The sequence below is a fragment of the Pseudomonas yamanorum genome (genome assembly GCF_013386765.1).
GTDB lineage: Bacteria > Pseudomonadota > Gammaproteobacteria > Pseudomonadales > Pseudomonadaceae > Aquipseudomonas > Aquipseudomonas yamanorum_A.
This window is the reverse complement of the sequence record NZ_JACARE010000019.1, coordinates 148,072-169,726: the sequence shown is the minus strand read 5'-3', so window position 1 is coordinate 169,726 and position 21,655 is coordinate 148,072. Positions and strand designations below refer to the sequence as shown.

Genomic DNA, 21,655 nt, shown 5'->3' with positions numbered 1-21,655 from the left:
GCTGCACATGACCAACACAGTAGTGGTGTTTTTCTCTGGCTATGGCCATACCCGCCGCGTCGCCGAGACCGTGGCTGAAGGTGCAGGCGCGCGGCTGCTGGAAGTGGACGAACACGGAAATATTCCCGAAGACGGCTGGGAACTATTGAGCGCCGCCGACGGGATTATCTTCGGCACGCCAACCTACATGGGCTCCAGCGCCTGGCAGTTCAAGAAGTTCTCGGACGCCACGGCCAAGTATTGGTTTACCCGGGGCTGGCAAGACAAGGTGTTTGGCGGCTTTACCGTGAGTGCCAGCTTCAGCGGGGACAAGCAGGTCACGCTGATCGGCCTGCAAACCCTGGCCTCCCAGCACGGCGGCATTTGGGTCAGCCTGGGCCTGCTGCCGGCCAACACCGTGGCCGCCACCCGTAACGACGTCAACAACCTGGGCGGCTCGGTGGGCCTGATCGTACAGGCCCCGGCGGATGCGGATGCCTCAGGTATTCCCGAAGGTGACATGAAGACCGCGCTGCTCTACGGCGAGCGGGTGGCGAAGATCGCCGGGCGCCTCAAACTCACCAGCGATACGTCTGCGAGTTGACCGGCAGTCATTCATCACCATTCACCTATCCTGCTGTGAGTGGAGCGGTTGAAACCTCTCCACTCAGTAACCCAAGCAGTTGCGCGGGTACCCCTGACAGGTCGTAGAGGGAAACTTCAGCGATTTTGATACAGACATCCGATCCCTCGACTTGAAAGCGCTTACGTATATTTTGAAGTTCGCCAGCGTCGGGATTCCAGGGATAAAGCAAGACAATAGAGTCGCACTGATGCTGTCCGGCGTAGGCATACATCTGATAAAGATCCGACTGTAATACACCGGCTTTGCGTTGTTTCGCGAGCAGGCGCTTCCATTTAGTGTCAACAATGCAGCTTATAGTGTCGCCCTCTACGATCACGATATCGGGTCGAAGCTTGAACAGGCGCTGGCCGGAGGCTACCTCTTTAACCAGATAGCGTTCCGAGTGTTGTAGCCGCACCCTTTGCGTTGGGTGTTGGCGCAGGGCTCGTTGGAAAGTTTTACCTATATAGCCTTCAAATAGGTCATTCATGTCGAACAGCAGTGCGAATGACTGTTGTGCTCCTGCGTAGATATCAGACGTATTACCTGTAATAAACAACTTCGCCAGCTCCCAGCACATGCGGAAGCGTTCAGCACTGCGATCCAAGGTTATTTGAGCAATGTTCAGCCGATTGATGGGGACGTCAGATACCGCCGACAAATGCAGCAGCAGTTCTCTGGCTGCCTGCTGAGTCCGCTCCGATTGCGCCAAACGCAGCATTCGCCCGATGACCCATTTGAACGCTTGGTTAAGCGGATGATTTTCATCGAGCTCATCAAACTCACAGGCCATGCGTTCCTTGTGAATGAAGTTGCGGGATACTTGTTCATCCAAGAGCAAGCGCCCACGTACTACAGGTAGATCGTCCTCCTCGACACGGTAGCGTTTCACCAGGCCATGGCGCAGTTGTGCGGTAAAGGCATTACAGAAAAAACGCATCAGCAAGTCGAGCCAGCTTCCTGAGGTGTGTGTCAGGTCAGCCAAGTTGGTGTGACTTAGTTCAAGATCGTGAGCGACCAGTAGCATTTGCAGAAGATTTTGCCGAACGACGGGAAGGTCGCTTAGCCCCTCAGGCTCGATTTTCGGAAGAAACTCAAGCAGTCGATCACCTACCTGGACACTTCCCACGAACTGGCGAGGACGTACTTTGGTTCTTGAGATGTGTTCGATGATCGTGATATTCAGCTGCTTTCCGAGCGCCTCCAACGCGTCGAGTTCATCGTGTGTCAGCACCGATTCCGTTGGGCTGGAAAGTGCCTTGCACACGGTGATGGGTAGGTATTCCCGAAAGCTGACGACCGTCATTCGTAAATGGCTCGGATCATGTCAGGTGTCAGCTTGCTGGCGATTTCATAGCGAGTGCGATTTTGGATAACGTCAATATCATCCCCCAGTACCTCGAGTGCATCCTCTTCGTACTCTCGTACGATCTGCAGGGCATATTGCTTCTTGCCGCTATCTTTGAAGACCAGACGAATCTTGGCCCAGTCATCGAAAAAGTACTCCTGCAACAATGGAATTATTCGGTTGAAAAACCTCGACTCCAATGCACCAAAGTCTTTGACGTCTGTCAGGTAGGCATGGCCCAGGGTGTGATTGCGCCCGACCAGAAAAACGATTCGGCGATTGAGCGTATCCAGCAAGGTTTGCAGGTTGATGCCTTCTACTACTTTTCCCTCCAGTATTGAGGCATCTGGCATCAACTCCCGGAAATCGAAACGGCGACGCAATGCGGTATCGAGCAACGCGATAGACCTGTCGGCTGTATTCATGGTGCCCAACAGGTACAAGTTCGGTGGCAGGCCGAAGGGCAGTTCGTCCGGGCTGTAGGGCAGACGCACGGTCAGTTCGTTTCTTTCGCCTAGGCGCTTGTCGTCTTCAATCAGTGTGATGAGCTCACCGAAAATCTTTGCGATGTTGCCGCGGTTGATTTCATCGATGATCAGTACATAACGCTTTAAGGTGATTGGGGTATGCACGACGGGTTGCCCGAGTTCCAGATCGGTTTCCTCGAGCAGTTTCAATGCGGCGTAATAGGACGATCGCGTGTGAATCCCCGTGTCGGCTGGCTTATTGATATTTGCGCGATTTGCCCAAAGCTTGCGCAGTTGGGATTTGGCAACACTGAACTGTGTGTTGGATCCCGGCTTGGTCAGTAACAGACTCTTCTCACGCACACTAACTCGGACGTTCACCTTGGTCTTGTTGTAAAGCGTGGCCTGGACGAAACCGGAGGTCGCTTCCTCGACATCTTCCAGGACCTGTTCGAATGCCCTGTCAAATCGTTCCGTATCACTCAGGGTCGTTCCGGCGGTTTGCAGGCTTGCATGCCAGTTGGCCGTTGCGGCGTCGGCGATTCGCTTGAGTATCCCAGGTTCGACCTGATACGACAGTTGACCGTCCACCGTGTCTGGTCGAATACCTTCCACGAAGTCCTGATAAGAATACGAGGGATGGAAGGTTACAAAATCAATCTGGCCTTCTTTTCGGTAATGGTCGAAGCGTGCCTTCGTGTCCGTATAAGCCGCCGTATTGAGCACGTCAGCAAGCGCCACCGACTCGACGATCGCTACCGATTCGGCCACCGAGCGGTAGGTTTTACCGGTCCCTGGAGGGCCAAAGAGAATTCGGTTGAGTGGCCCTGGCTCCGCCGCCTGCAGTTGGGGGACACGCAGAAATTCAATAGTGTCGTCTATGGGTTCCAGATTCATGAGTTCCGCCAGTTTGAGTCCGAAGTAAGGTTGGAGCAGGGTTTGTTCAAACTCCGGTAGCTCTGCTGTCGGGACCGAGAAGAAAGTCGAATTGCCTTGAGGCGTCCACTTTTTTTTGCTGTCCCGATAGGGCGTTTGTTGGCTGGAGCGTCTTAGTAATTGATACGGACGTTTTTGCCAGCCCTCGTCATCGACCTTGGCCGGGCCGCAAAAACGGGCCAGAGCCTGTACGGCATTGCCGTGGCAGAGGTAGAACAATGTACCCTCCGGTTCACCTTTGAAATGCTTGCCTTGATTGACCTTGGTATCTCTGTGCACTACAGCAAGCCGGTTGCTCACGAAACTGGCATGTTGGTCGGCGGTAAAGGTTTTTCCGCCGTGAGATAGCTTCCAGATCTTGATGTTTTTGGCGTTAAAAGCGGAATCGTCCTTTTGCGGCTCGTCCATTTCCACGTAGTGCCTTCCTGATAGGTGAGTGAAGCGTTAGGCCATAGTAGCAAATAGCCTTTAGCTTTCACTCCCCATACGCATTCGGACTCACCAGTGATACGTCACCGAACTCACCAACTGGCGCTCATCGCCATACCGGCAAATCGCGAACTCGCAGTAGGTGTAGCGTTTGTTGGTGACGTTGTTGGCGTTGAGCGCGACTTCCCAATGCGGGTCGATCTCGTAACTGGCGCGGGCGTCATACAGCGTGTAGGCGGGCATCCCTGACGGTACGCCGGAGGCTTGGGTGGTGCCTTTGTAGCGCGCTCCACCGCCGATGCGCAGTTGCGGCAAGCCGAGTTCGGCCAAGCGGTAATCGGCCCACAGGGCGGCCTGGTGGTAGGGCGTGTCTTCGCTGCGCTGGCCGACTTCACTGGCGATATTGCTTTTGGTGATGCGAGCGTCGATGTAGGCGTAAGAGCCGATCAGGCTGAGGTTCGGCGTGACTTCGGTCTTGGCCTCCAGCTCCAGCCCACGGGAACGCACTTCGCCGGTTTGCACCGAATAGGTGATATCGGTGGGGTCCTGGGTCAGCACGTTTTTCTGCACCAACTGATACACGGCGGCGCTCAGCAAGGTGGCGCTGCCTTCGGGTTGGTAGCGAATGCCGATTTCGTATTGCTTGCCTTCGGTGGGCACAAACGCTTGCCCGGCCTTGTTCACGCCTGCCACCGGGAAGAACGATTCGCTGTAGCTCAGGTAGGGCGCCAGGCCGTTGTCGGCCTTGTACACCAGGCCAGCGCGCCAGGTGGTGGCCTCGTCGCTCTGGCTGGTCTTGGCGGAGTTGCGAAATAGTTCGGTGTCCTGGTCAGCCCAGTCATGGCGGCCACCCAGCACGGCAATCCAGTGTTCGTCGAAGGTGATCTGGTCCTGGAAATACACGCCTTTTTGCAGGGTGTCGATCTGCGATCCCCGGTCGGTATTCGGTGCGCGGTTGACCACCACCGGCTGGTTGTTGACGTAGTTCGCCAGGTTCAGCGACGGCGCATTGCCACGGAAGTTGTGAGAGTCGTAGCTGGTGTCATAGCCGTCGAAGCCCAGCAGGAAAGTGTGCTGCCAATCGCCGAACTGCCATTTGCTTTCGATGTTGGTATCGCTGGCCAGGCCACGGGAGCGTTCGACGCGGTCGCTGTACTGGCGGCGCAGGATGCCAGTGTTTTGCGCGGTCGCGATGAAGGCCGGCGTGGCGTTCACTTGCAGGTACCGCCAGGTCACCTCCGACTGGTAATAACGCAGCTTGTTGCTGATACGGGTGTGCTCGTCGAACCGGTGCTCGAACTCGTAGCCCAGCGCCGACATCTCGCCGTTCATTTCGTCGTAGTTCGGGTCGCCGATAAAGTCGTGGCGGCCGATCTGGAACTTGCCGTCGCCGACGCCTTTTACCAACTGGTAGGGCAGTGGCGCAGAGAAGCGGGTCTCGGTCTTCTGGTAGAACGACAACAGGGTCAGCGAGGTGTCGTCATCCGGGCGCCAGGTCAGGGCCGGGGCGACGTAGACCTTGTCGTTGTCGATGTGGTCGGCGCTGGTGTCGCTCTTGCGGTCCAGCAGGGTCAGGCGGTAGCTCAAGGTCTCGCTGTCGCCCAGCGGGCCGGTGAAGTCGGCGGACAATTGCTTGCGGTTGTTTTGCCCGGCCTGCACGTTCACTTCGTGGTACGGCGTCTGGCTCGGGCGCTTGCTGACGGTGTTGATCAGCCCGCCCGGCGACAGTTGGCCGTAGAGCACCGAGGCCGCGCCGCGAATCACTTCGGCGCGCTCCAGGCCGTAGGGTTCCTGCACGCCGTCGTAGGAGTTGTTCTGCAGGCGCAGGCCGTCACGCAGGGAGCCGCCGGTGGCCGACTCGACGTCGAAACCACGGATGCGGAAGCGGTCCGAGGTGCGGTTGAAACTGGTGGGCTGGCTGGTGAAACCGGGCGTCAGGTCGAGGGTCTGGGACAAGGTTTCGGATTGGCGATCACGGATCTCGTCACTGGTGACCACCGACAGTGATTGCGGGGTTTCGATGATTGGCGTGTCGGTCTTGGTGGCGCTCAGGTTGCGGGTGGCCACGTAGCCTTTGACGTGTTCGGTGGAAGCCTCTTCGGTCAGCCCGGTGACGGCGGTGGGCGCCAGTTCGAGGGAGCCGGTGCTGTTGCTTACCGGCGCCAGCACAAAACCGTTGGCGCCTTGCACGGCCTGGAAACCACTGCCTTGCAGCAGCCGGGCAAAACCCTGGTTGACCGCGAACTCACCCTGCAACCCGGCGGTGCTCAAGCCGGCCACGCTGCGCGCGTCGAACAGCAATGCCACATGCGCCTGCTGGGCGAACAGGTTCAACGCCGGGCCCAGCGCACCGGGTGCAATGGCGTAGCGCTGTACCTCGCTCTGGGCCGCCGCCGGCGTGCTGATGCCCAGGCCCAGCAGGGAAAACGTCGCCAGGTTGATCGCCAGGGCAAGGGGCACAAAAGAACGCTTGGGGTGGCGCGAAACGCTGAAGTCCGACGGCATGGAAGAGGTTCCTGTGATGAGGTGCTTTCTTCCTTGACGGGGCGATTGCAAAAAGCGGAACCCGGCGCGCCGATTTATTTTTCGCGCTCGATCTTCAACCACAGCGGGCTGAACGAGCGCACCCGCACCGGGAACGCATCGCTGATCAATTGCAGCGCCCGCCGTGGCTCATCCAGCGGCAGTACCGCCGACACCCGCAGGTCGGCCAGTTGCTCGCGGTCGAATTGCAGGTGGCCGCCGTACTGGCGGGCGAGCTCGTCGAGCACTTCCGGGAGCGGGCGGTCCTGGACCACCAGTTGGTGGTACTGCCAGGCGTCGTTGGTCGCCCGTGTGTCGACATGGCCCAACCGCGTGACCGCCTGTGCAGTAATGCGCGCCTGCTCGCCGGCACTGACTTCGACGGCAGGATGGTGGTTGGCATCCTGGGCGGCGACCTTCGATTCAAGCATGGTCAGCAGCGTGCCGGGCGCCTCGCGCTTGACCGTGAAGCGGGTACCGAGGGCGCGCATTTGCCCGTCTTCAGTCACTACGATAAATGGCCGAGTGGCGTCATGGGCCACCTGCACGAGGATCTCCCCGCGCAGCAGTTTCACCTGGCGTTGCTGCGGGTTGAAGGTCAGGTCCACGGCGCTGTTGCCGCTGAGGATCAACTGCGAGCCGTCGTCCAGGTCGATACGCTGCCACTCGGCCGGTGCGGTGCGCTGGTCGGCCAGCAAATAACTTGGCGGATAGCTGCGCAGCAGCAATGCCAGGGGCAGGGCGAGCATCAACCCAAGCACCACTCTGCCGGCCGGGTTGCGCCGACGTTTCACCAGCGCCGCATCCAGCGCGGCATGCACCGGCGCGTGTTGCGGGCGCAGGGCCTGCAAGCGGCCGACGAAGCCTTGCAGGCGCTCGATCGCGGCAGCATGGTGCGGGTCCTGGGCTTTCCATTGTTCGAACTGCAGGCGCTCGCGCTCGCTGAGGTTGCCGTCGTGCAGGCGCATCATCCAGCTGGCGGCCTGCTCGTCGAGGCTCTGTGAGGAATCAAGCATCGGCTCAAACATCCAGCGCGTGGTGACAGTGCACCAGGGCGTTCATCAGGTGTTTGCGCACCATGCGCTCGGAAATCCCCAGGCGGCTGGCGATTTCAGCCTGGCGCAGCCCTTCCAGGAAATGCATCAGGAACGCCTGCCGGGCATTCAGCGCCAGGCCGTCGAGCACGAACGCGATCTGCTCCAGGGCTTCGAGGGTCAGCAGGATCTGTTCCGGCGATTGCTGGCAGCTTTCCAGCAGGTCGACGGTGAGCGCCAGTTCCCGCAGGTACGCGTCCTCGATCTGGCGGCGGCGGGCGCGGTCGATGATCAGGTGGCGCGCCGTGGTGGTGAGAAACGCCCGAGGCTCGCGCATGCCGCCCAATGCATCGCGGGACGCGAGGATGCGCACGAAGGTGTCATGGGAAAGATCCGCCGCATTTTGCGGGCAACCGAGCTTTTTGCGCAGCCAGCCGAACAACCAGCCATGGTGCTCGGCGTAGAGCATATGGACGGCCTGGTTCAAGGGAAGGTCGCTGGCGGACATGGCGGGAGTGTCTGCGGATAAGAATTATTCGCAAGATTAGCGGTGTGCATGGAATGAAAGCAAGCGTGGGGCGGGTGGCGCTGTATATTTATGCGGCCTGTGCTGATAAATAGCGCGGGAGCATCCTTAAGTCGATACCCGGTGTAATCAATCATGAAGCGCCATTTCGAAGATTTGCAGCTGGGCAGCATCGAGCTGTTCTGCCTCGCCGCCGAGGCCAGCAGCTTTACCGCCGCCGCCCAGGTGGCGGGCGTGACCCCGGCCGCGGTGAGCCGCAGCATCTCGCGGCTGGAAGAACGCCTGGGCTCGCGGCTGTTTGTGCGCACCACCCGCAGCATCCGCCTGACCGACGGCGGCCGGACGTTTTTCGAGCAATGCCGCCAGGCCCTGACGCAACTGGTGGAAGCCCAGCAGGAAATGATGGGTGCGCAATCGGTGCCGTCCGGGCTGTTGCGCATCAGCATCCCGACCACCTATGGCCATCACCGCATCCTGCCGCTGCTGCCGAAATTCCGCGCGCTGTACCCGCAAGTCACCGTGGATATCCACATCAGCAACCGCAACATCGATTTCGTCGCCGAAGGCTACGACCTGGCGATCCGCGTGCGTGCCCAGCCGGACTCGACGCTGATTGCGCGCTTGCTGGAAGACGCCAGGCTGGTGGTGGTCGCGACGCCGGCGTACCTGCAGCGCGCGGGCACGCCTCAGACCCTGGAGGATTTGCCGGCCCATGAATGCATCCAGTACGAATTGCCGAGCAACGGGCGGCGTATTTCCTGGTTGTTCCAGGTCGATGGCAAGGAGCGGGAGTTTGCCGGCGAGGCCGGTTACAGCTGCTCCGACGATGTGCTCGGCGGCGTGACCCTGGCCAAGCATGGCGCCGGGCTGTTCCAGACCTACAAATTCATCGTCGAGGAAGAGTTGGCCAGCGGCAGCCTGGTGGAGGTGTTGCAGCCTTACGGCGGGCGTTCGCGGCCGTTTACCCTGCTGTATCCCCACGGCCGCTACGTGCCCCATCGGGTGCGGGCGTTTGTCGACTTTCTGCTGGAGCATCGCGCCGAGTGGGCGGCGCTGTAGCGGCGGATAAATCCCAGGTCAGCATCAGTTGGCCGATGGCCGCGTCGATAGTGTCGGCGTGCACACCATCCCGGGCGAGGATCGACACGCCTTGCAGGAAACTGTCGTAGACCGTGGCCATGGCGCGGGCGTTGGTCTCGGCGGGTAGCTGGCCCAGGCTGATGCCACGCTCCACGCAATGCACGATGCCCGCCCGGGTGCGCTCCCGGGAATGGGTCAGCCCGTGGGTCACTTGTGTGTTCTCGGGGGAGGGCGCGCTCATCACACCCAGGGCCACCATGCAGCCCTTGGGGTGGCCGTCTTCACACTGCATGCGCGCCGATTGGCGCAGCGCGGTCTCGATGGCCTGGCGTGGCGGCAGGCTGTCATCCCACAGGCATTCGGTGACCTGGGCGAAGGTCGCCAGGTAACGCTGCACGCACTCCTGGAACAACGCGTCCTTGGAGCCGAACGCCGCATAGAAACTCGGCGCGGAGATGCCGCCACCCAGTCCGGCTTTCAACTGGCTCAGGGACGTGGCGTCGTAACCGTGCTGCCAGAACAGGTGCATGGCCTGTTCCACGGCCTGGTCGCGGTCGAAGGTGCGGGGGCGGCCCATCTGTGCCATGGGGAAATCCTCTCGGGTGATGAGATAAATACTAGTCGATACATAAGTCGTTGACAACGCTGCGCAGGGCGCCCAACATTTATATCGATCGGTATTTAAGTCCTCTCGTTCAAGGAGTTTCCCTGTGACCCCCTCAACCACCTTATCGGCAGACGCCGTTCCCGACCGCTTGCCCATCGGCGCCTTGCTCGCCCTGGCCATGACCGGTTTTATCTGCATCGTCACCGAAACCCTGCCGGCGGGCCTGTTGCCGTTGATCAGCGACGGCCTGGGGATTTCAGCGTCCATGGCCGGGCAGATGGTGACCGCCTATGCGCTGGGCTCGGTGTTGGCGGTGATCCCGCTGACCATCGCCACCCGCGGCTGGCGGCGGCGCAATGTGCTGCTGCTGACCATCGTCGGTTTCCTGCTGTTCAACTCGATCACGGCGCTGTCCTCCCACTACGGGCTGACGCTGCTGGCGCGGTTCCTTGCCGGCATGGCGGCGGGGCTGGCGTGGAGTTTGTTGGCCGGGTATGCGCGGCGCATGGTGGCGCCGCAGCAACAGGGCAAGGCCTTGGCGCTGGCCATGGTTGGAACGCCGATTGCGCTGTCACTCGGGGTGCCGCTGGGCACCTGGATGGGCGGCCTGGTGGGCTGGCGCACCACCTTCGGCATCATGTCGGCGCTGACCCTGGTGCTGATCGTGTGGGTGCTGGTGAAGGTGCCGGACTACCCCGGCCAGTCGGCCCATCAGCGCATGCCCTTGCGCAAGGTGCTGACCACGCCGGGCGTACGGCCGGTGCTCGCGGTGGTGATCGCCTGGATGCTCGCCCACAACATTCTCTATACCTACATCGCACCGTTCGTGGCCCCGGCGGGGTTGGTGGATCGGGTGGACCTGGTACTGCTGGTGTTTGGCGTGGCGGCACTGATGGGCATTTGGGTGACCGCCCGGTTGGTGGATGCGGCGTTGCGCAACACCGTATTGGTCAGCCTCGCGGGCTTTGCGGCGACGTGCCTGGCGTTCGGTTTTCTGGCGCAGGTGCCGGGGGTGATCTACCTCGGTGTGGCGGTGTGGGGCTTGAGTTTTGGTGGCGCGGCGACGTTGCTGCAAACGGCGCTGGCGGATGCGGCCGGGGACGGGGCCGATGTGGCGCTGTCGCTGAATGTGGTGGCGTGGAACAGCGCGATTGCCGGGAGCGGCGTGGTGGGTGGGGTGTTGCTCGATACCTGGGGTGTGGCTTCGTTCCCGTGGGCGATGTTGGTGTTGTTGGCGGTGGGGTTTGCGATTGTGTGGGCCGCTCGCAATCATGGCTTCAAACCGGGGCATCGGGCCCACGGCAAGCCTGCGGTTGCCGCCCACTGAATGGGGAGCGGCAACCTGCCTGCTCAACTGCTTTTTACGAGCATGTACTGGCTGAAATTATTGATGTGATCATCAAGATTATCCTCAAGCATCATCCGGTACTGATCACAGAAATACTTCAGCATGGCCTCACGCGCCTGGGCCATTTCTTCGCCGGATTTAAAGCTGCGAGCACTGACCCAGGCATTGAAGCGTGTGGTGCCAAACATCATCGAGGCGCTGACTTTGCCCAGGTCGGCGAACGCCCTGAACTGTTCGTTTGACAGCTCGATGTGCGCATCCGCGCGATCGTAGAAGCCGTTGTCGGTGGTGTCTGGCATTGCGGTTACCTTCCTGTTCGTGAGTGCGGCGAAGGTACCGCCACGCTCCACGGGAAGGCAACCACGTTGGCAGATTCGTGCCTCATTTATTGCGCGTCACCCGCCACACGGTGTTGGCCAGGTCATCTGCAATGATCAGCGCACCCTTTGGATCGACGGTCACTCCCACTGGCCGCCCGCGCGTCTTGCCGTCGTCACCCCGAAAGCCCGTGGCAAAGTCAAGCGGTTCACCGGACGGCCGCCCGTTGCTGAACGGCACGAAGATCACCTTGTAACCCACCGGATTGTCCCGGTTCCAACTGCCGTGCTCGCCCACGAACACGCCGTCGGCGAATTTCTCGCCCATGGCCGGGATGGAGAAGTCCACGCCCAGTGCCGCGACGTGAGAACCCAGGCTGTAATCCGGTTTGATCGCGGCGGCAACCTTGGCCGGGTTTTGCGGTTGGGCGCGGGTGTCGACGTTCTGGCCCCAGTAGCTGTACGGCCAGCCATAGAAAGCGCCTTCGCGCACCGAGGTCAGGTAATCCGGTACCAGGTCGGGCCCCAATTCATCCCGTTCGTTGACCACCGCCCACACCTGGCCGGAGCCCGGTTGAATGGTCAAGGCGGTGGGGTTGCGCAGGCCGGTGGCGTAAGGCTTGTGGGCGCCGGTGGCGGCGTCGATCTGCCAGACCATTGCCCGGTCGATCTCCACCTCCATGCCGCGCTCGGTGATGTTGCTGTTGGAGCCGATGCCGACATACAGCGAGCGGCCATCGGGGCTGATCGCCAGGGATTTGGTCCAGTGATGGTTGATCGCGGCGGGCAGGTCGGTGACGGTGGTGGGCGGGCCGCCGGCTTTGGTCTGGCCGTCTTGGTAGTCGAAGCGCACCAGCGCATCCTGGTTGGCCACGTACAGCTTGCCGTCGGCAAAGGCCAGGCCGTATGGCGCGTTGAGGTTGTCGGCGAACACGGTTTTCAGCTCGTAGGTGCCGTCACCCTCGGCGTCGCGCAGCAGCGTGAGGCGATTGCCGCCCTTGACCTTGGTGTTGCCCTCGGCCTTGATCACGCTGGCGATCACGTCCTTGGGCTTGAGTTTCGCCGCACTGCCGCCGCGGCCTTCGGCGACGAGGATATCGCCATTGGGCAGCACCAGGGTCTGGCGCGGAATCCGCAGGTCAGTGGCGATGGCGGTGATGCTGTAACCCTCGGGCACTGTGGGTTTCTGTTCGCCCCAGGCCACCGGTTCGGCAATCTTCATGCTGGGCAACAGGCCGCGCTGGGGCTCCGGCAGCTTGGGATCGGGACCGCGGGCTTGAGTGCTGTCGGCTTCGCCACCGCAGGCGCTCAACAGCATCGCCATGCTCAACATTGTCAGTGTGCTGGAATGCTTCATTGGTCACCTCCCGAGCGCAGGTTGGTCAGCCCGACCCAGGTGGTCACGCAGGCCAGCAGGGTCACGATCGCGGACAGCACCAGGCCCGAAGGCATCACCGCCCAGGCATCTTTCGCGTGTTCAAAGGCGTTGACCAATCCCAGCGCCCAAGTGACCAGCAACAGCAGGAAGTACAGGGTAGGGCGCCCGGCCTTGCGGGCGGCCCGCAACAGGTTGACCAGCGCAAACAGCCACGCCAGCCCGCAGAACACCAGACCGCCGGCGATCAGCCAGGCGGCGAAGTTGCTCCACTGGATCTGGAAGGTCTGGTAGTAGGCAATGTCACTCAGCAAGGCGCCGAGAAACAGCGGGACGGTACCGGCAAGCAAGGTCGCGTGAAGCGGGCCAGGCGTGCAGCGGTGGGTGAGGGCGGGGGTGACGGTCACGGGCGGCTCCTTATCGTTGAGCGGCCCTGATGAGGTTCATCAGGGCCGCGCTGACTGCGCTTAAGGAAGGAGCCTGGCGCTTGCGCGTTAGTTCACCGTCGATTCGTTTCCAAATATGTTGCGTCAGTTGATGCGCGGATGCTGCTGCACCAGGTTCTCGCGCTTGGCTTCCAATTCGGCGATTTGCGCGTCGATGTCTTCGATCTTCTGCTCGATATTGTCCTCATGCTCCTGCAGCAGCTCCTTGGCTTCCTCAAGGTCTGAAGCCGCCGGTGCCGCGCCGCGCAGGGGCTTGTTGGCGGTTTCTTTCATGGTGAGGCCGGTGAACAGGCCCAGTACGGCGAACACCATCAGGTAATAGGCCGGCATGTACAGGTTGTTGGTGGTCTCCACCAGCCAGGCCATGGCCGTCGGCGTGAGGCCGGCCACCAGGATCGAGATATTGAAGGCACTGGCCAACGCGCTGTAGCGAATGTGCGTGGGGAACATCGCCGGCAAAGTGGAGGCCATCACGCCGATAAAGAAGTTGAGCACCACCGCAATGATCAGCAGCCCCGAGAAAATCAGCCCGAGCTTGCCGCTGTTGATCAGCATGAACGCCGGAATAGCCAGCAGGAACAGCGCGATGCTGCCAACGACAATGAAGGGTTTGCGCCCGATCTTGTCGCTGACAAAGCCAATCATCGGCTGTACGAACAACATGCCGACCATGATCGCGATGATGATCAACACGCCGTGGTTTTCGCTGTAGTGCAGGTTGTGGGACAGGTAACTCGGCATATAGGTGAGCAGCATGTAGTACGTGACGTTGGTCACCACCACCACGCCGACGCAGGTCATCAGGCTGCGCCAGTGCTTGGTGGCGACTTCCTTGAACGACACTTTCGGGCCGCCCGCCAGGCCTTCGCGATCGCCCTGCTCAAGTTGTTCCACATGCTGCTGGAAGGCCGGAGTCTCTTCCAGCGCATGACGCAAGTAGAGCCCGATCATGCCCAACGGCAGCGCGAGGAAGAACGGCAGGCGCCAGCCCCAGGACTGGAACGCCTCTTCGCCGATCACCGCAGAAATCAGCACCACCACGCCCGCGCCGAGAACGAAGCCGGCGATGGAGCCGAAGTCCAGCCAACTACCGAGGAAGCCGCGCTTGCGGTCCGGGGCGTATTCGGCGACGAAGATCGAGGCGCCGGTGTATTCGCCGCCTACCGAGAAGCCTTGGGCCATCTTGGCCAGCAGCAACAGGATCGGCGCCCAGATGCCGATAGAGTCATATGAGGGGATCAGCCCGATGGCGAAGGTGCTCAGGGACATGATCACGATGGTCGCCGCCAGGACCTTTTGCCGGCCGTATTTGTCCCCCAGCCGGCCGAAGAACAGGCCGCCCAACGGGCGAATCAGGAAGGGCACCGAGAAGGTCGCCAGGGCAGCGATCATCTGTACGCTGGGGGATGCCTCGGGGAAGAACACCTTGCCGAGTACATAGGCGACAAAGCCGTACACCCCGAAGTCGAACCATTCCATGGCGTTGCCCAGCGCCGCGGCGGTGATCGCCTTGCGCATCTTGGCGTCGTCAACAATGGTGATGTCATCCAATCCAATCGGATTGACGGTTTTCTTGCGTGATTTCATGGGAATACTCAACCGCAGGTCCATTTCGATGCCACTGTTTTGGTGGCATGCGCTTAATGGGTCAGATACATGCGGACACTGAATAATTCACCACTGGCCGGTTTTTTTTGTTATCGGCCCGGCAAGGATCAACTGATCCGCTCGCCACCCAGGGAATCCCGCTGCATCGACTGCAGGTTTTTCTCGATGGTTTCGCAGAGCGCTTCCATTTGGATCTGGTGCTCGCTGTCACGAAACGGGCTTTGCAAATCGGTGCCGATACGTTCGATGGCCAGCAGCATGAAACCCACCACCGTGGAGGCCAGCGGGGTGAACCAGCCCAGGGATTCCACCAGGCCCACCGGCACGATCAGGCAGAACAACGATATGAACAGCCGTGGGAAATACACGTAAGGGTAGGGCAGCGGCGTATTCGCGATGCGCTCCATGCCGCCCTGGCTGTTGGACAAGTCCACCAGGGTCGACTCCAGCCGTGCCAGGCGAATGCTGTCCAGGCGCCCGGCCTTGTATTCCTGGGCCAAAAGCGCCGCGGAGCCGTTGAGGATGTCGTTGGCAAAGTTATTGGTGGTGGCGCTGCGGGTGAACTCGGCGGCCGGCAGGAAGGCACGTATTTCTTCCGGGCACGGCTGGCCCCGCAGGTGCGCCGCGAGGCAGTTCACATAGGCCACATGGCGGCGCAGCAAGGTCGCTTTTATCGGGTTGATCTCGTGGCCCGGGTCATCCAGCAACGTCAGGACCTGGCGGGCGAAGCTGCGGGAATTGTTGACCATCGCACCCCACAACGTGCGCGCTTCCCACCAGCGGTTGTAGGCGCTGCTGTTGCGGAAACTGATCAGCACCACCAGGGCCGAGCCGAGCAAGGTCAGCGGCATCAGCGGCAGGTTGATCTTGCTGTTGAGGAACAGCATGAAGTCCACGGTGACGGCGATATCCCAGAGCAGCAGCCAGAACAGCGCCCAGCCCACATAGCCCATGGTCTTGATGATCAGGCGGTATTTTTTGATGATGGCAGCTTTCAAACGGAAACCTCGTGGCGAGCGGTAAGCATCAATGCCTTAGCTCGGACGGTGTTTACCGGGTAAAGGTTCGCGCCTTCAGGCCTGGATCGTCAGGACGAAGCGCTTTTCGCCAGGCGCCTGGTCGTCGGGTGCAGGCTGTTCAGCCACGAATCCGCAGCGCTGCAGCACTTTTTGTGAGCCCACGTTTTCCGGGAATACATAGGCCACCAATTGCGTCAGCGCCCAGCGTGCCTGTGCCTGCTGGATCAGATGCTTGAGTGCCTGGGTGGCCAGGCCCTGGCCGCACGCACGCTCACCTATGCGATAACCGACTTCGGCAGAACCCTTCGGTGAGTCGATGCTTTTCAGGTTGGCGCGACCGACGATTTCGCCGCTGGCGTCTTCGATCACAAACGGGTGCCAGGCGCCGAGGGCGAAGTCGGCCAGGTAGGCCTGGATATGCTCGGCCACACCCTGCACGGAGTAGAACGACGGAGCGCGGGCATCGATATGCGACTCGAACCACTCACGGTTCTGTGTTTCAAATGCCAGCAATGCTTCGGTGTCCGTACTGCTCAGCTCGCGAACCCTGAATGACGTCATCGATCACCTCTTCCATGCAATTGTGCGGTGAGCAAGCATACCCCATCAGTTATCCTGAACCGATCAGCCCCATCGCGGCAAAAAGGAACGGCAGTTGAACGAACACACATTGTCCATGCGCCTGGAGCGCGTGGCAGCGCATGTGCCCGCTGGTGCGCATCTGGCGGATATTGGTTCCGATCACGGTTACTTGCCGGTGGCGTTGATGCGTCGCGGGGCGATCGTCGCAGCGGTGGCGGGGGAGGTGGCGTTGACGCCGTTCCGCGCGGCCGAGCGTACGGTGCGCGAAAATGAACTGGAGCAACACATCACCGTGCGCCTGGCCAGTGGCCTGGCGGCCATCGAGCCGGGAGACGGGATCACCACGATCAGCATCTGCGGCATGGGCGGCGAGACCATCCGCGACATCCTCGACAGCGGCAAGGCGCGTCTCAACGGCCAGGAGCGCCTGGTGCTGCAACCCAACGGCGGCGAGCAGCCCTTGCGCCAATGGCTGATGGAAAACGGTTACTCCATCGTCTGCGAGGAACTGCTGCGGGAGAATCGCTTCTTTTACGAAATCATCGTGGCCGAGCGCGCGGCGCCTGTGATCTACAGCGCCGAGGAACTGTACTTCGGCCCGTTGCAAATGCAGGCCCGCAGCCCGGAGTTCCTGCTCAAGTGGCAGCGTATCCTGCGCCACAAGCAGCAAACCCTGAAGGACTTTGCCCAGGCGCGGCAGGCAGTGCCCGAGGACAAGGTGCACGAGGTCGCACAACAAGCCCGGTGGATTACCGAGCTGCTGGCCTGAGGGTCAGCCTGCGATGGTATTCAGCTCTGCCACAACCTCGTCCGAAAGCTGCAGTTCGCCCACCGCGATATTTTCACGCAAATGGGTGACCGAAGACGTTCCAGGAATCAGCAGGATATTGGGAGAACGACGCAGCAACCATGCCAGCGCCAATTGCATCGGCGTCACGCCAAGCCGCTGCGCGACGTTCGACAACACCGCCGACTGCACCGGTGAGAACCCGCCCAGCGGGAAGAACGGCACATAGGCAATGCCGTCCCGGGCCAGCTCGTTGATCAGCGCGTTATCGTGTTGATGGGCGATGTTGTACAGGTTCTGCACACACACGAAACGCACGAGTTTTCGCGCCTCGGCCACCTGCGTCGGCGTGACGTTGCTGATGCCGATATGGCGTATCAGCCCCTGTTGTTGCAGCTCGGCGATGACACTCAGGGGCTCTTCGATCGAGCCTTCGGCAGTGCCCATCACGCCGTGCATGGCCCGCACGTTGACCACGTCCAGCACGTCCAGGCCCAGGTTGCGCAGGTTGTCATGTACCGCCTGGGTCAGCTCGGCCTTTGACGAGGCGTTGAGCCAGCCGCCATCGTCGCTTCGACGGGCGCCCACCTTGGTGACGAGGGTGAGGTCGTCTTTGTACGGATGCAGTGCCTCGCGAATAATCTGATTGGTGATATGCGGCCCGTAGAAATCGCTGGTGTCGATATGGTTCACGCCGGATGCGACGGCCTCGCGCAGTACGGCCAGCGCCGCATCACGGTCTTTTGGCGGGCCAAATACCCCGGGGCCGGCCAGTTGCATGGCGCCATAACCGATGCGGTTGACGCTGCGATCGCCGAGAGTGAAGGTGCTGCGGTTTCCTGAGCGGGTCATGGCTGTGGCTCTTGCTTGACGGGAGGAAGCCTATAATATGAAGGATCCTTCAGGTTTAGAATTCGCATTCCATGAGTCCTCCCAAAGCCTCACTAAAGCCAAGAAAATCAGCGGTTCAGGCGCGGTCGGCGGCGACGGTCGACGCGCTGCACACGGCAACCCTTCAGGTTTTGACCGCCCAGGGCCTGGTGCGGTGCACGACGACCCGCGTGGCCGAGCGGGCGGGCATGTCGGTGGGCAGCCTGTATCAGTACTATCCGAACCGCGATGCACTCCTCGCGGCGGTGCTGGAAAAGCATCTGGTGCACGTGGCCGAGACCGTCGAGCAGGCGTGCGATCAACATCAGGGCACCACGGTGGCAGAAATGGCGTCGGGGTTTGTCACGGCTTTTCTGGCGGTGAAGCTCATGGACCCGACGGCGTCCAAAGCCCTCTATGCCATCGCGGGGGAGCGGGGCGGTGCAGAGCTTGTCGCGCGTATCGGCCAGCGGATGGTGACCGCCGTTGCGGCGATGCTGGCGACGGCATCGGATGCCCGTTTTGAAGACCCATCCTTGACCGCCGCCATCTCGATCAGCGCGGTGGTGGGCCCGGTGCGAGCCCTGCTGGAGGGCAATGCGACGCCGGCCTATGAAGCCGGCCTGGAACAGCAGGTGATTCGGCTGCTGCGGGCTTATCTTCAAACCTATCAGTCACTGTCAATTGACCGCCAAGGGGCGTCAAGCTAGCATGTTGCCATTATTTTGATATCACTTCTGATTCAGGGATTGAACATGCTGTCCAGAGCCCTTACGGCAGGCCTTCTACTGGCCTTGGCCGGGTGTACAAACGTCAAGGTTGACCCTGTCGCGCCTCAATACAAAATCTCCCAGCTGTGCATCGAAGAGAACCCCAAGGTAGTGGTAGGGGATTTTGTCGATGGCCTGCAAACGCTGTTGCGCAAACACCACATTGAGAGCCGGCTGTATGCCGCGCCGGTTCCGGGCAACTGTGAATACCGCCTGACCTACACCGCCATTCGTTCCTGGGACTTTTCTGCCTACCTGTCCGATGCCAGCGTCCAGCTCTACAAAGGCGAGCAGTCCATTGGCGTTGCGCACTACAACCTGACGGGCGAGGGGGGCTTCGACTTGTCGAAATACAAGACGGTCGAGGAAAAAATGGCACCGGTGATCAACCAGCTATTGGGGCAGGCCAAGTGAGCAGATTCATCAAAAGTATCGCGGTCCTGTTGCTCATGCTGCTGACCGGGTGTGGTCATACCAGCACCAGCCAACCTTACTTCGAACCTCCGGCGCCGCCTGCGGGCAAGGCGCTGGTTTACATGATGCGGACCCAGGTTATCCAGGGCAGCTTCTATGACAGCGTGTTCAGTATCGATGACAGCGCAATCGTGGGGCTGAGCAGCGAGACTTATTCCTGGGTGCTGGTCAGCCCGGGCGTGCACAAGGTGTCTGCCGGGCAACGTCCGAATGCCCGGAACGTATTCCTGATGCTCTCGGTTGAGCCGGGTAAGGAATACTTCGTTGAGTACACCCAGGAGAACATGTTCGAGAAGATTCGCAAGCGGGAGGCGAACGAAGGGAAAACCATGGTGCGCGGGTATTCATATATACCGGTGAAGTAACGGTACCCGGCAACTAATGTGATGGGTGACGGTCAATAACCCCCGCACGACTGTCAGCGGTCGTGTGGCTCGGAATAGAGCCTCGCGGTACGTTTTTTCTCCCTCCCATTTGAAGATTTAACCCATGCACCTTCGCAAAATTGCAGTTGGGCTGTCGGCCCTTGTTTTGCTCTCCACCGGGGCACAAGCCCGTGGCCTGCTGGACCTCATCACACCGCACCCGCAACACACTTCCCGCTCGGGCTCCATTGGCCAGGGCGCGGCCCTGGATCTCTATTCAAGCCAACAGAAAAAGCCGTCGTTCGACAGTTGCGCCGACCTGTTCCCGGCCAGGCAACCCATCAACACCGCCACCGTGCCGGCCACCATGAAACCCCTGGCGCTGTGCTCCGATAATTTTGCGGTGCTGTATTCGCAAACCAGCAAGACCCCGCTGGTGGTGGTCGAGCGCCTGAACGCCGGCCAGTTGCAGGACGCCAAAGGCGAGGAGCGCACCAACCAGTTCTACCCGGACCCGCGCATTCCCAAGGGCGCACGGGCCGAGTTGAGTGACTACCGTGGCCAACACCCGGCCGTGGACCGCGGCCATCAATCCCCGGCCGCCGATGCGCCGAGCACCAACGCCATGGCCCAATCCTTCGCGTTGTCGAACATGGTGCCCCAGGACCCCACCAACAACCGCAAGATCTGGAGCAAGGTCGAGGCGGACGTGCGCAAGTTTGCCAAGCGTGCCGACGGCAATGTCTTCGTGTTCACCGGCCCGCTGTTTGACCCGGGCTACAGCACCATCGGCGACAACAAGGTGTGGGTGCCGACCCGCCTGTTCAAGCTGGTGTACGACGTATCGTCCCAGCGCGCCTGGGCCTACGTATTGCCCAACGCTGAAACCCGCATCGAGAAGCCGATGGACTACGCGACGTTCGTGAAGACCACCGGGCTCAAGCTGTTGGGGAACCTGCCGGTGACGGGATCGGTGGGGCGTACGTGATGGCTTGAATCTGAGGGGCTCACTTGGCCTTTTTCAACGTCTTCAAGCGCAATGTTGCACGCTGCACAGCGGCCATCTTCTCTGGCCGCTTCATCTTTTTCCATTTGCGGATGTCGTCCTTGGTGCGTCCACAACTCACACACAGCTCACCACTGAGCTGGCAGGTTGAGACACATGGATTCTCGATATCTTTAGCCAAGGCTTCACCCCTTTACGGCATACAGTCTGGCCACGCGCAGGCGCCAATCGCCGCCATGCTGGAGGTGGCATTCTTCTTCGGAGTCGAAGCGAACATAACGCTCCGAAGCGGGGCGATCCACGCCGGCGTCTTCCAGTGCCGTGGCGGTCAGCTCGCGCATACGCCCGTCCAGTCCCGTTGAAAGGGCCAGCTCCTTGTTCGCCCGGGTATCAAATACCCAGACCACCCGAAGGCTTTGTGCAAAGGCTGCGTAATCGACTTCGTGGGTCAGCCAGTCGAAGCCGGTGATTTCGGCCTTGGCGATTTCACAGGCTTCGGTCAGGGTCGTGACCAGGCGACGTTCGATCCGGGCGCTGTCGCGTTTGGTTGAAGGCATGACGATTCCTTGGGCGGGGAGGATAGGGATGATACGCGAGAGAACCAGTGTGGGAGCTGTCGAGCTTTAGCGAGGCTGCGATGGCGGATTTGCAGGCGACATCTCTATCGCCTGGCAGGGCCTCTTCGCAGCCTCGCTGAAGCTCGACAGCTCCTACGGAGGATTGTTGGCGCGCGATCTCATGAGCCACAGACATCAGCGGGAAAGGTACGTTTGGCCGCAGCCTCGTCAGCCAGGCGGGCACACTGTTCAAGGCTGCGAAGATCAACTGTAGGAGCTGTCGAGCTTCAGCGAGGCTGCGATGGCGGATTGGCAGGCGACATCTTTATCGCCTGAAAGGGCCTCTTCGCAGCCTCGCTGAAGCTCGACAGCTCCTACGCTGGATTGTTGGCGCGCGATCTCATGAGTCACAGACATCAGCGGGAAAGGTACGTTTGGCCGCGGCCTCGTCAGCCAGGCGGGCACACTGTTCAAGGCTGCGAAGAACAACTGTAGGAGCTGTCGAGCTTCAGCGAGGCTGCGATGGCGGATTGGCAGGCGACATCTTTATCGTCTGACAGGGCCTCTTCGCAGCCTC

23 protein-coding genes are annotated in these 21,655 nt (G+C 60.8%); 8 read left to right on the top strand and 15 right to left on the bottom strand.

Going from position 1 to position 21,655, the window contains the following annotated elements:
• The first annotated feature begins 7 nt into the window (after positions 1–7).
• Positions 8–583, top strand: coding sequence for a flavodoxin family protein (locus HX875_RS16975; protein ID WP_177044020.1), 576 nt, complete (start codon positions 8–10; stop codon positions 581–583).
• A gap of 25 nt (positions 584–608) precedes the next feature.
• Here HX875_RS16975 and HX875_RS16970 read toward each other — a convergent pair whose 3' ends face one another.
• The 5 genes from HX875_RS16970 to HX875_RS16950 form a co-directional block, all read right to left on the bottom strand.
• The gene (locus HX875_RS16970; protein WP_177044019.1) at positions 609–1,910 is read right to left on the bottom strand and encodes an McrC family protein; all 1,302 of its coding nucleotides are present in this window, start codon (positions 1,908–1,910) and stop codon (positions 609–611) included.
• Positions 1,907–3,763 carry an McrB family protein gene (locus HX875_RS16965; protein ID WP_256348124.1) on the bottom strand — a complete coding sequence of 619 codons (1,857 nt, stop codon included), beginning with the start codon at positions 3,761–3,763 and terminating at the stop codon, positions 1,907–1,909. The genes HX875_RS16970 and HX875_RS16965 overlap by 4 nt, the downstream gene beginning before the upstream one ends.
• 90 nt (positions 3,764–3,853) lie before the next feature.
• Positions 3,854–6,289, bottom strand: a complete 2,436-nt coding sequence (locus HX875_RS16960; protein ID WP_177044017.1) for a TonB-dependent siderophore receptor — start codon at positions 6,287–6,289, stop codon at positions 3,854–3,856.
• 74 nt (positions 6,290–6,363) lie between these two features.
• Positions 6,364–7,323, bottom strand: coding sequence for a FecR family protein (locus tag HX875_RS16955; protein ID WP_177044016.1), 960 nt, complete (start codon positions 7,321–7,323; stop codon positions 6,364–6,366).
• Positions 7,324–7,327: 4 nt separating this feature from the next.
• On the bottom strand, positions 7,328–7,849 hold the full coding sequence (locus HX875_RS16950; protein WP_177044015.1) for a sigma-70 family RNA polymerase sigma factor: 522 nt from the start codon (positions 7,847–7,849) through the stop codon (positions 7,328–7,330).
• Between the two features lie 153 nt (positions 7,850–8,002).
• Here HX875_RS16950 and HX875_RS16945 point away from each other — a divergent pair, with 153 nt between their 5' ends.
• Complete coding sequence (locus tag HX875_RS16945; protein WP_177044014.1) at positions 8,003–8,926, top strand: LysR family transcriptional regulator; 924 nt, start codon at positions 8,003–8,005, stop codon at positions 8,924–8,926.
• Here HX875_RS16945 and HX875_RS16940 read toward each other — a convergent pair.
• Positions 8,829–9,533 carry a TetR/AcrR family transcriptional regulator gene (locus HX875_RS16940; RefSeq protein WP_177044013.1) on the bottom strand — a complete coding sequence of 235 codons (705 nt, stop codon included), beginning with the start codon at positions 9,531–9,533 and terminating at the stop codon, positions 8,829–8,831. The genes HX875_RS16945 and HX875_RS16940 overlap by 98 nt on opposite strands.
• A gap of 124 nt (positions 9,534–9,657) precedes the next feature.
• Between HX875_RS16940 and HX875_RS16935 the strand changes: the two genes are divergently transcribed.
• On the top strand, positions 9,658–10,881 hold the full coding sequence (locus tag HX875_RS16935; protein ID WP_177044012.1) for an MFS transporter: 1,224 nt from the start codon (positions 9,658–9,660) through the stop codon (positions 10,879–10,881).
• A 23-nt stretch (positions 10,882–10,904) separates the two neighbouring features.
• Here HX875_RS16935 and HX875_RS16930 read toward each other — a convergent pair whose 3' ends face one another.
• From HX875_RS16930 to HX875_RS16905, 6 genes are all read right to left on the bottom strand, one after another.
• Positions 10,905–11,201: a DUF3144 domain-containing protein gene (locus HX875_RS16930; protein ID WP_177044011.1), complete on the bottom strand. Its 297-nt coding sequence runs from the start codon at positions 11,199–11,201 to the stop codon at positions 10,905–10,907.
• Positions 11,202–11,283: 82 nt separating this feature from the next.
• Complete coding sequence (locus tag HX875_RS16925) at positions 11,284–12,576, bottom strand: PQQ-dependent sugar dehydrogenase (RefSeq protein ID WP_177044010.1); 1,293 nt, start codon at positions 12,574–12,576, stop codon at positions 11,284–11,286.
• Positions 12,573–13,001 (bottom strand): DUF2231 domain-containing protein, encoded by a 429-nt coding sequence (locus HX875_RS16920; protein WP_177044009.1) that lies wholly within the window; start codon positions 12,999–13,001, stop codon positions 12,573–12,575. The genes HX875_RS16925 and HX875_RS16920 overlap by 4 nt, the downstream gene beginning before the upstream one ends.
• A gap of 123 nt (positions 13,002–13,124) precedes the next feature.
• Positions 13,125–14,627, bottom strand: a complete 1,503-nt coding sequence (proP, locus tag HX875_RS16915) for a glycine betaine/L-proline transporter ProP (RefSeq protein ID WP_177044008.1) — start codon at positions 14,625–14,627, stop codon at positions 13,125–13,127.
• Positions 14,628–14,755: 128 nt separating this feature from the next.
• Complete coding sequence (locus HX875_RS16910; protein WP_177044007.1) at positions 14,756–15,646, bottom strand: bestrophin family protein; 891 nt, start codon at positions 15,644–15,646, stop codon at positions 14,756–14,758.
• Between the two features lie 75 nt (positions 15,647–15,721).
• Positions 15,722–16,228, bottom strand: a complete 507-nt coding sequence (locus HX875_RS16905; protein WP_177044006.1) for a GNAT family N-acetyltransferase — start codon at positions 16,226–16,228, stop codon at positions 15,722–15,724.
• Positions 16,229–16,322: 94 nt separating this feature from the next.
• Here HX875_RS16905 and HX875_RS16900 point away from each other — a divergent pair, with 94 nt between their 5' ends.
• Positions 16,323–17,018: a tRNA (adenine(22)-N(1))-methyltransferase gene (locus tag HX875_RS16900; protein WP_177044005.1), complete on the top strand. Its 696-nt coding sequence runs from the start codon at positions 16,323–16,325 to the stop codon at positions 17,016–17,018.
• A gap of 3 nt (positions 17,019–17,021) precedes the next feature.
• Here the strand turns inward: HX875_RS16900 and HX875_RS16895 are convergent, their stop codons facing one another.
• Positions 17,022–17,888 (bottom strand): aldo/keto reductase family oxidoreductase, encoded by an 867-nt coding sequence (locus HX875_RS16895; protein WP_177044004.1) that lies wholly within the window; start codon positions 17,886–17,888, stop codon positions 17,022–17,024.
• A gap of 71 nt (positions 17,889–17,959) precedes the next feature.
• On the opposite strand from HX875_RS16895, the gene HX875_RS16890 reads away from it, so the two are divergent.
• From HX875_RS16890 to HX875_RS16875, 4 genes are all read left to right on the top strand, one after another.
• Positions 17,960–18,616, top strand: coding sequence for a TetR/AcrR family transcriptional regulator (locus HX875_RS16890; RefSeq protein WP_256348118.1), 657 nt, complete (start codon positions 17,960–17,962; stop codon positions 18,614–18,616).
• Positions 18,617–18,661: 45 nt separating this feature from the next.
• Entirely contained in the window at positions 18,662–19,090 is a 429-nt protein-coding gene (locus tag HX875_RS16885; protein WP_177044003.1) for an Sbal_3080 family lipoprotein, read from the top strand.
• 35 nt (positions 19,091–19,125) lie between these two features.
• Positions 19,126–19,515 carry a DUF2846 domain-containing protein gene (locus HX875_RS16880; RefSeq protein WP_218171048.1) on the top strand — a complete coding sequence of 130 codons (390 nt, stop codon included), beginning with the start codon at positions 19,126–19,128 and terminating at the stop codon, positions 19,513–19,515.
• 124 nt (positions 19,516–19,639) lie between these two features.
• A complete protein-coding gene (locus tag HX875_RS16875; RefSeq protein ID WP_177044002.1) occupies positions 19,640–20,503 on the top strand; it encodes a DNA/RNA non-specific endonuclease in 864 nt (287 codons plus the stop codon).
• A gap of 19 nt (positions 20,504–20,522) precedes the next feature.
• Here HX875_RS16875 and HX875_RS16870 read toward each other — a convergent pair whose 3' ends face one another.
• On the bottom strand, positions 20,523–20,702 hold the full coding sequence (locus tag HX875_RS16870; RefSeq protein WP_177044001.1) for a DUF1289 domain-containing protein: 180 nt from the start codon (positions 20,700–20,702) through the stop codon (positions 20,523–20,525).
• A gap of 4 nt (positions 20,703–20,706) precedes the next feature.
• On the bottom strand, positions 20,707–21,078 hold the full coding sequence (locus HX875_RS16865; protein ID WP_177044000.1) for a hypothetical protein: 372 nt from the start codon (positions 21,076–21,078) through the stop codon (positions 20,707–20,709).
• Positions 21,079–21,655: the final 577 nt, after the last annotated feature.

Coding starts and splice junctions, on each gene's coding strand:
- HX875_RS16975 (WP_177044020.1), top strand. CDS start 8: ATGACCAACACAGTAGTGGTGTTTTTCTCTGGCTATGGCCATACCCGC.
- HX875_RS16970 (WP_177044019.1), bottom strand. CDS start 1,910: ATGACGGTCGTCAGCTTTCGGGAATACCTACCCATCACCGTGTGCAAG.
- HX875_RS16965 (WP_256348124.1), bottom strand. CDS start 3,763: ATGGACGAGCCGCAAAAGGACGATTCCGCTTTTAACGCCAAAAACATC.
- HX875_RS16960 (WP_177044017.1), bottom strand. CDS start 6,289: ATGCCGTCGGACTTCAGCGTTTCGCGCCACCCCAAGCGTTCTTTTGTG.
- HX875_RS16955 (WP_177044016.1), bottom strand. CDS start 7,323: ATGCTTGATTCCTCACAGAGCCTCGACGAGCAGGCCGCCAGCTGGATG.
- HX875_RS16950 (WP_177044015.1), bottom strand. CDS start 7,849: ATGTCCGCCAGCGACCTTCCCTTGAACCAGGCCGTCCATATGCTCTAC.
- HX875_RS16945 (WP_177044014.1), top strand. CDS start 8,003: ATGAAGCGCCATTTCGAAGATTTGCAGCTGGGCAGCATCGAGCTGTTC.
- HX875_RS16940 (WP_177044013.1), bottom strand. CDS start 9,533: ATGGCACAGATGGGCCGCCCCCGCACCTTCGACCGCGACCAGGCCGTG.
- HX875_RS16930 (WP_177044011.1), bottom strand. CDS start 11,201: ATGCCAGACACCACCGACAACGGCTTCTACGATCGCGCGGATGCGCAC.
- HX875_RS16925 (WP_177044010.1), bottom strand. CDS start 12,576: ATGAAGCATTCCAGCACACTGACAATGTTGAGCATGGCGATGCTGTTG.
- proP (WP_177044008.1), bottom strand. CDS start 14,627: ATGAAATCACGCAAGAAAACCGTCAATCCGATTGGATTGGATGACATC.
- HX875_RS16905 (WP_177044006.1), bottom strand. CDS start 16,228: ATGACGTCATTCAGGGTTCGCGAGCTGAGCAGTACGGACACCGAAGCA.
- HX875_RS16895 (WP_177044004.1), bottom strand. CDS start 17,888: ATGACCCGCTCAGGAAACCGCAGCACCTTCACTCTCGGCGATCGCAGC.
- HX875_RS16890 (WP_256348118.1), top strand. CDS start 17,960: ATGAGTCCTCCCAAAGCCTCACTAAAGCCAAGAAAATCAGCGGTTCAG.
- HX875_RS16885 (WP_177044003.1), top strand. CDS start 18,662: ATGCTGTCCAGAGCCCTTACGGCAGGCCTTCTACTGGCCTTGGCCGGG.
- HX875_RS16880 (WP_218171048.1), top strand. CDS start 19,126: ATGCTGCTGACCGGGTGTGGTCATACCAGCACCAGCCAACCTTACTTC.
- HX875_RS16875 (WP_177044002.1), top strand. CDS start 19,640: ATGCACCTTCGCAAAATTGCAGTTGGGCTGTCGGCCCTTGTTTTGCTC.
- HX875_RS16865 (WP_177044000.1), bottom strand. CDS start 21,078: ATGCCTTCAACCAAACGCGACAGCGCCCGGATCGAACGTCGCCTGGTC.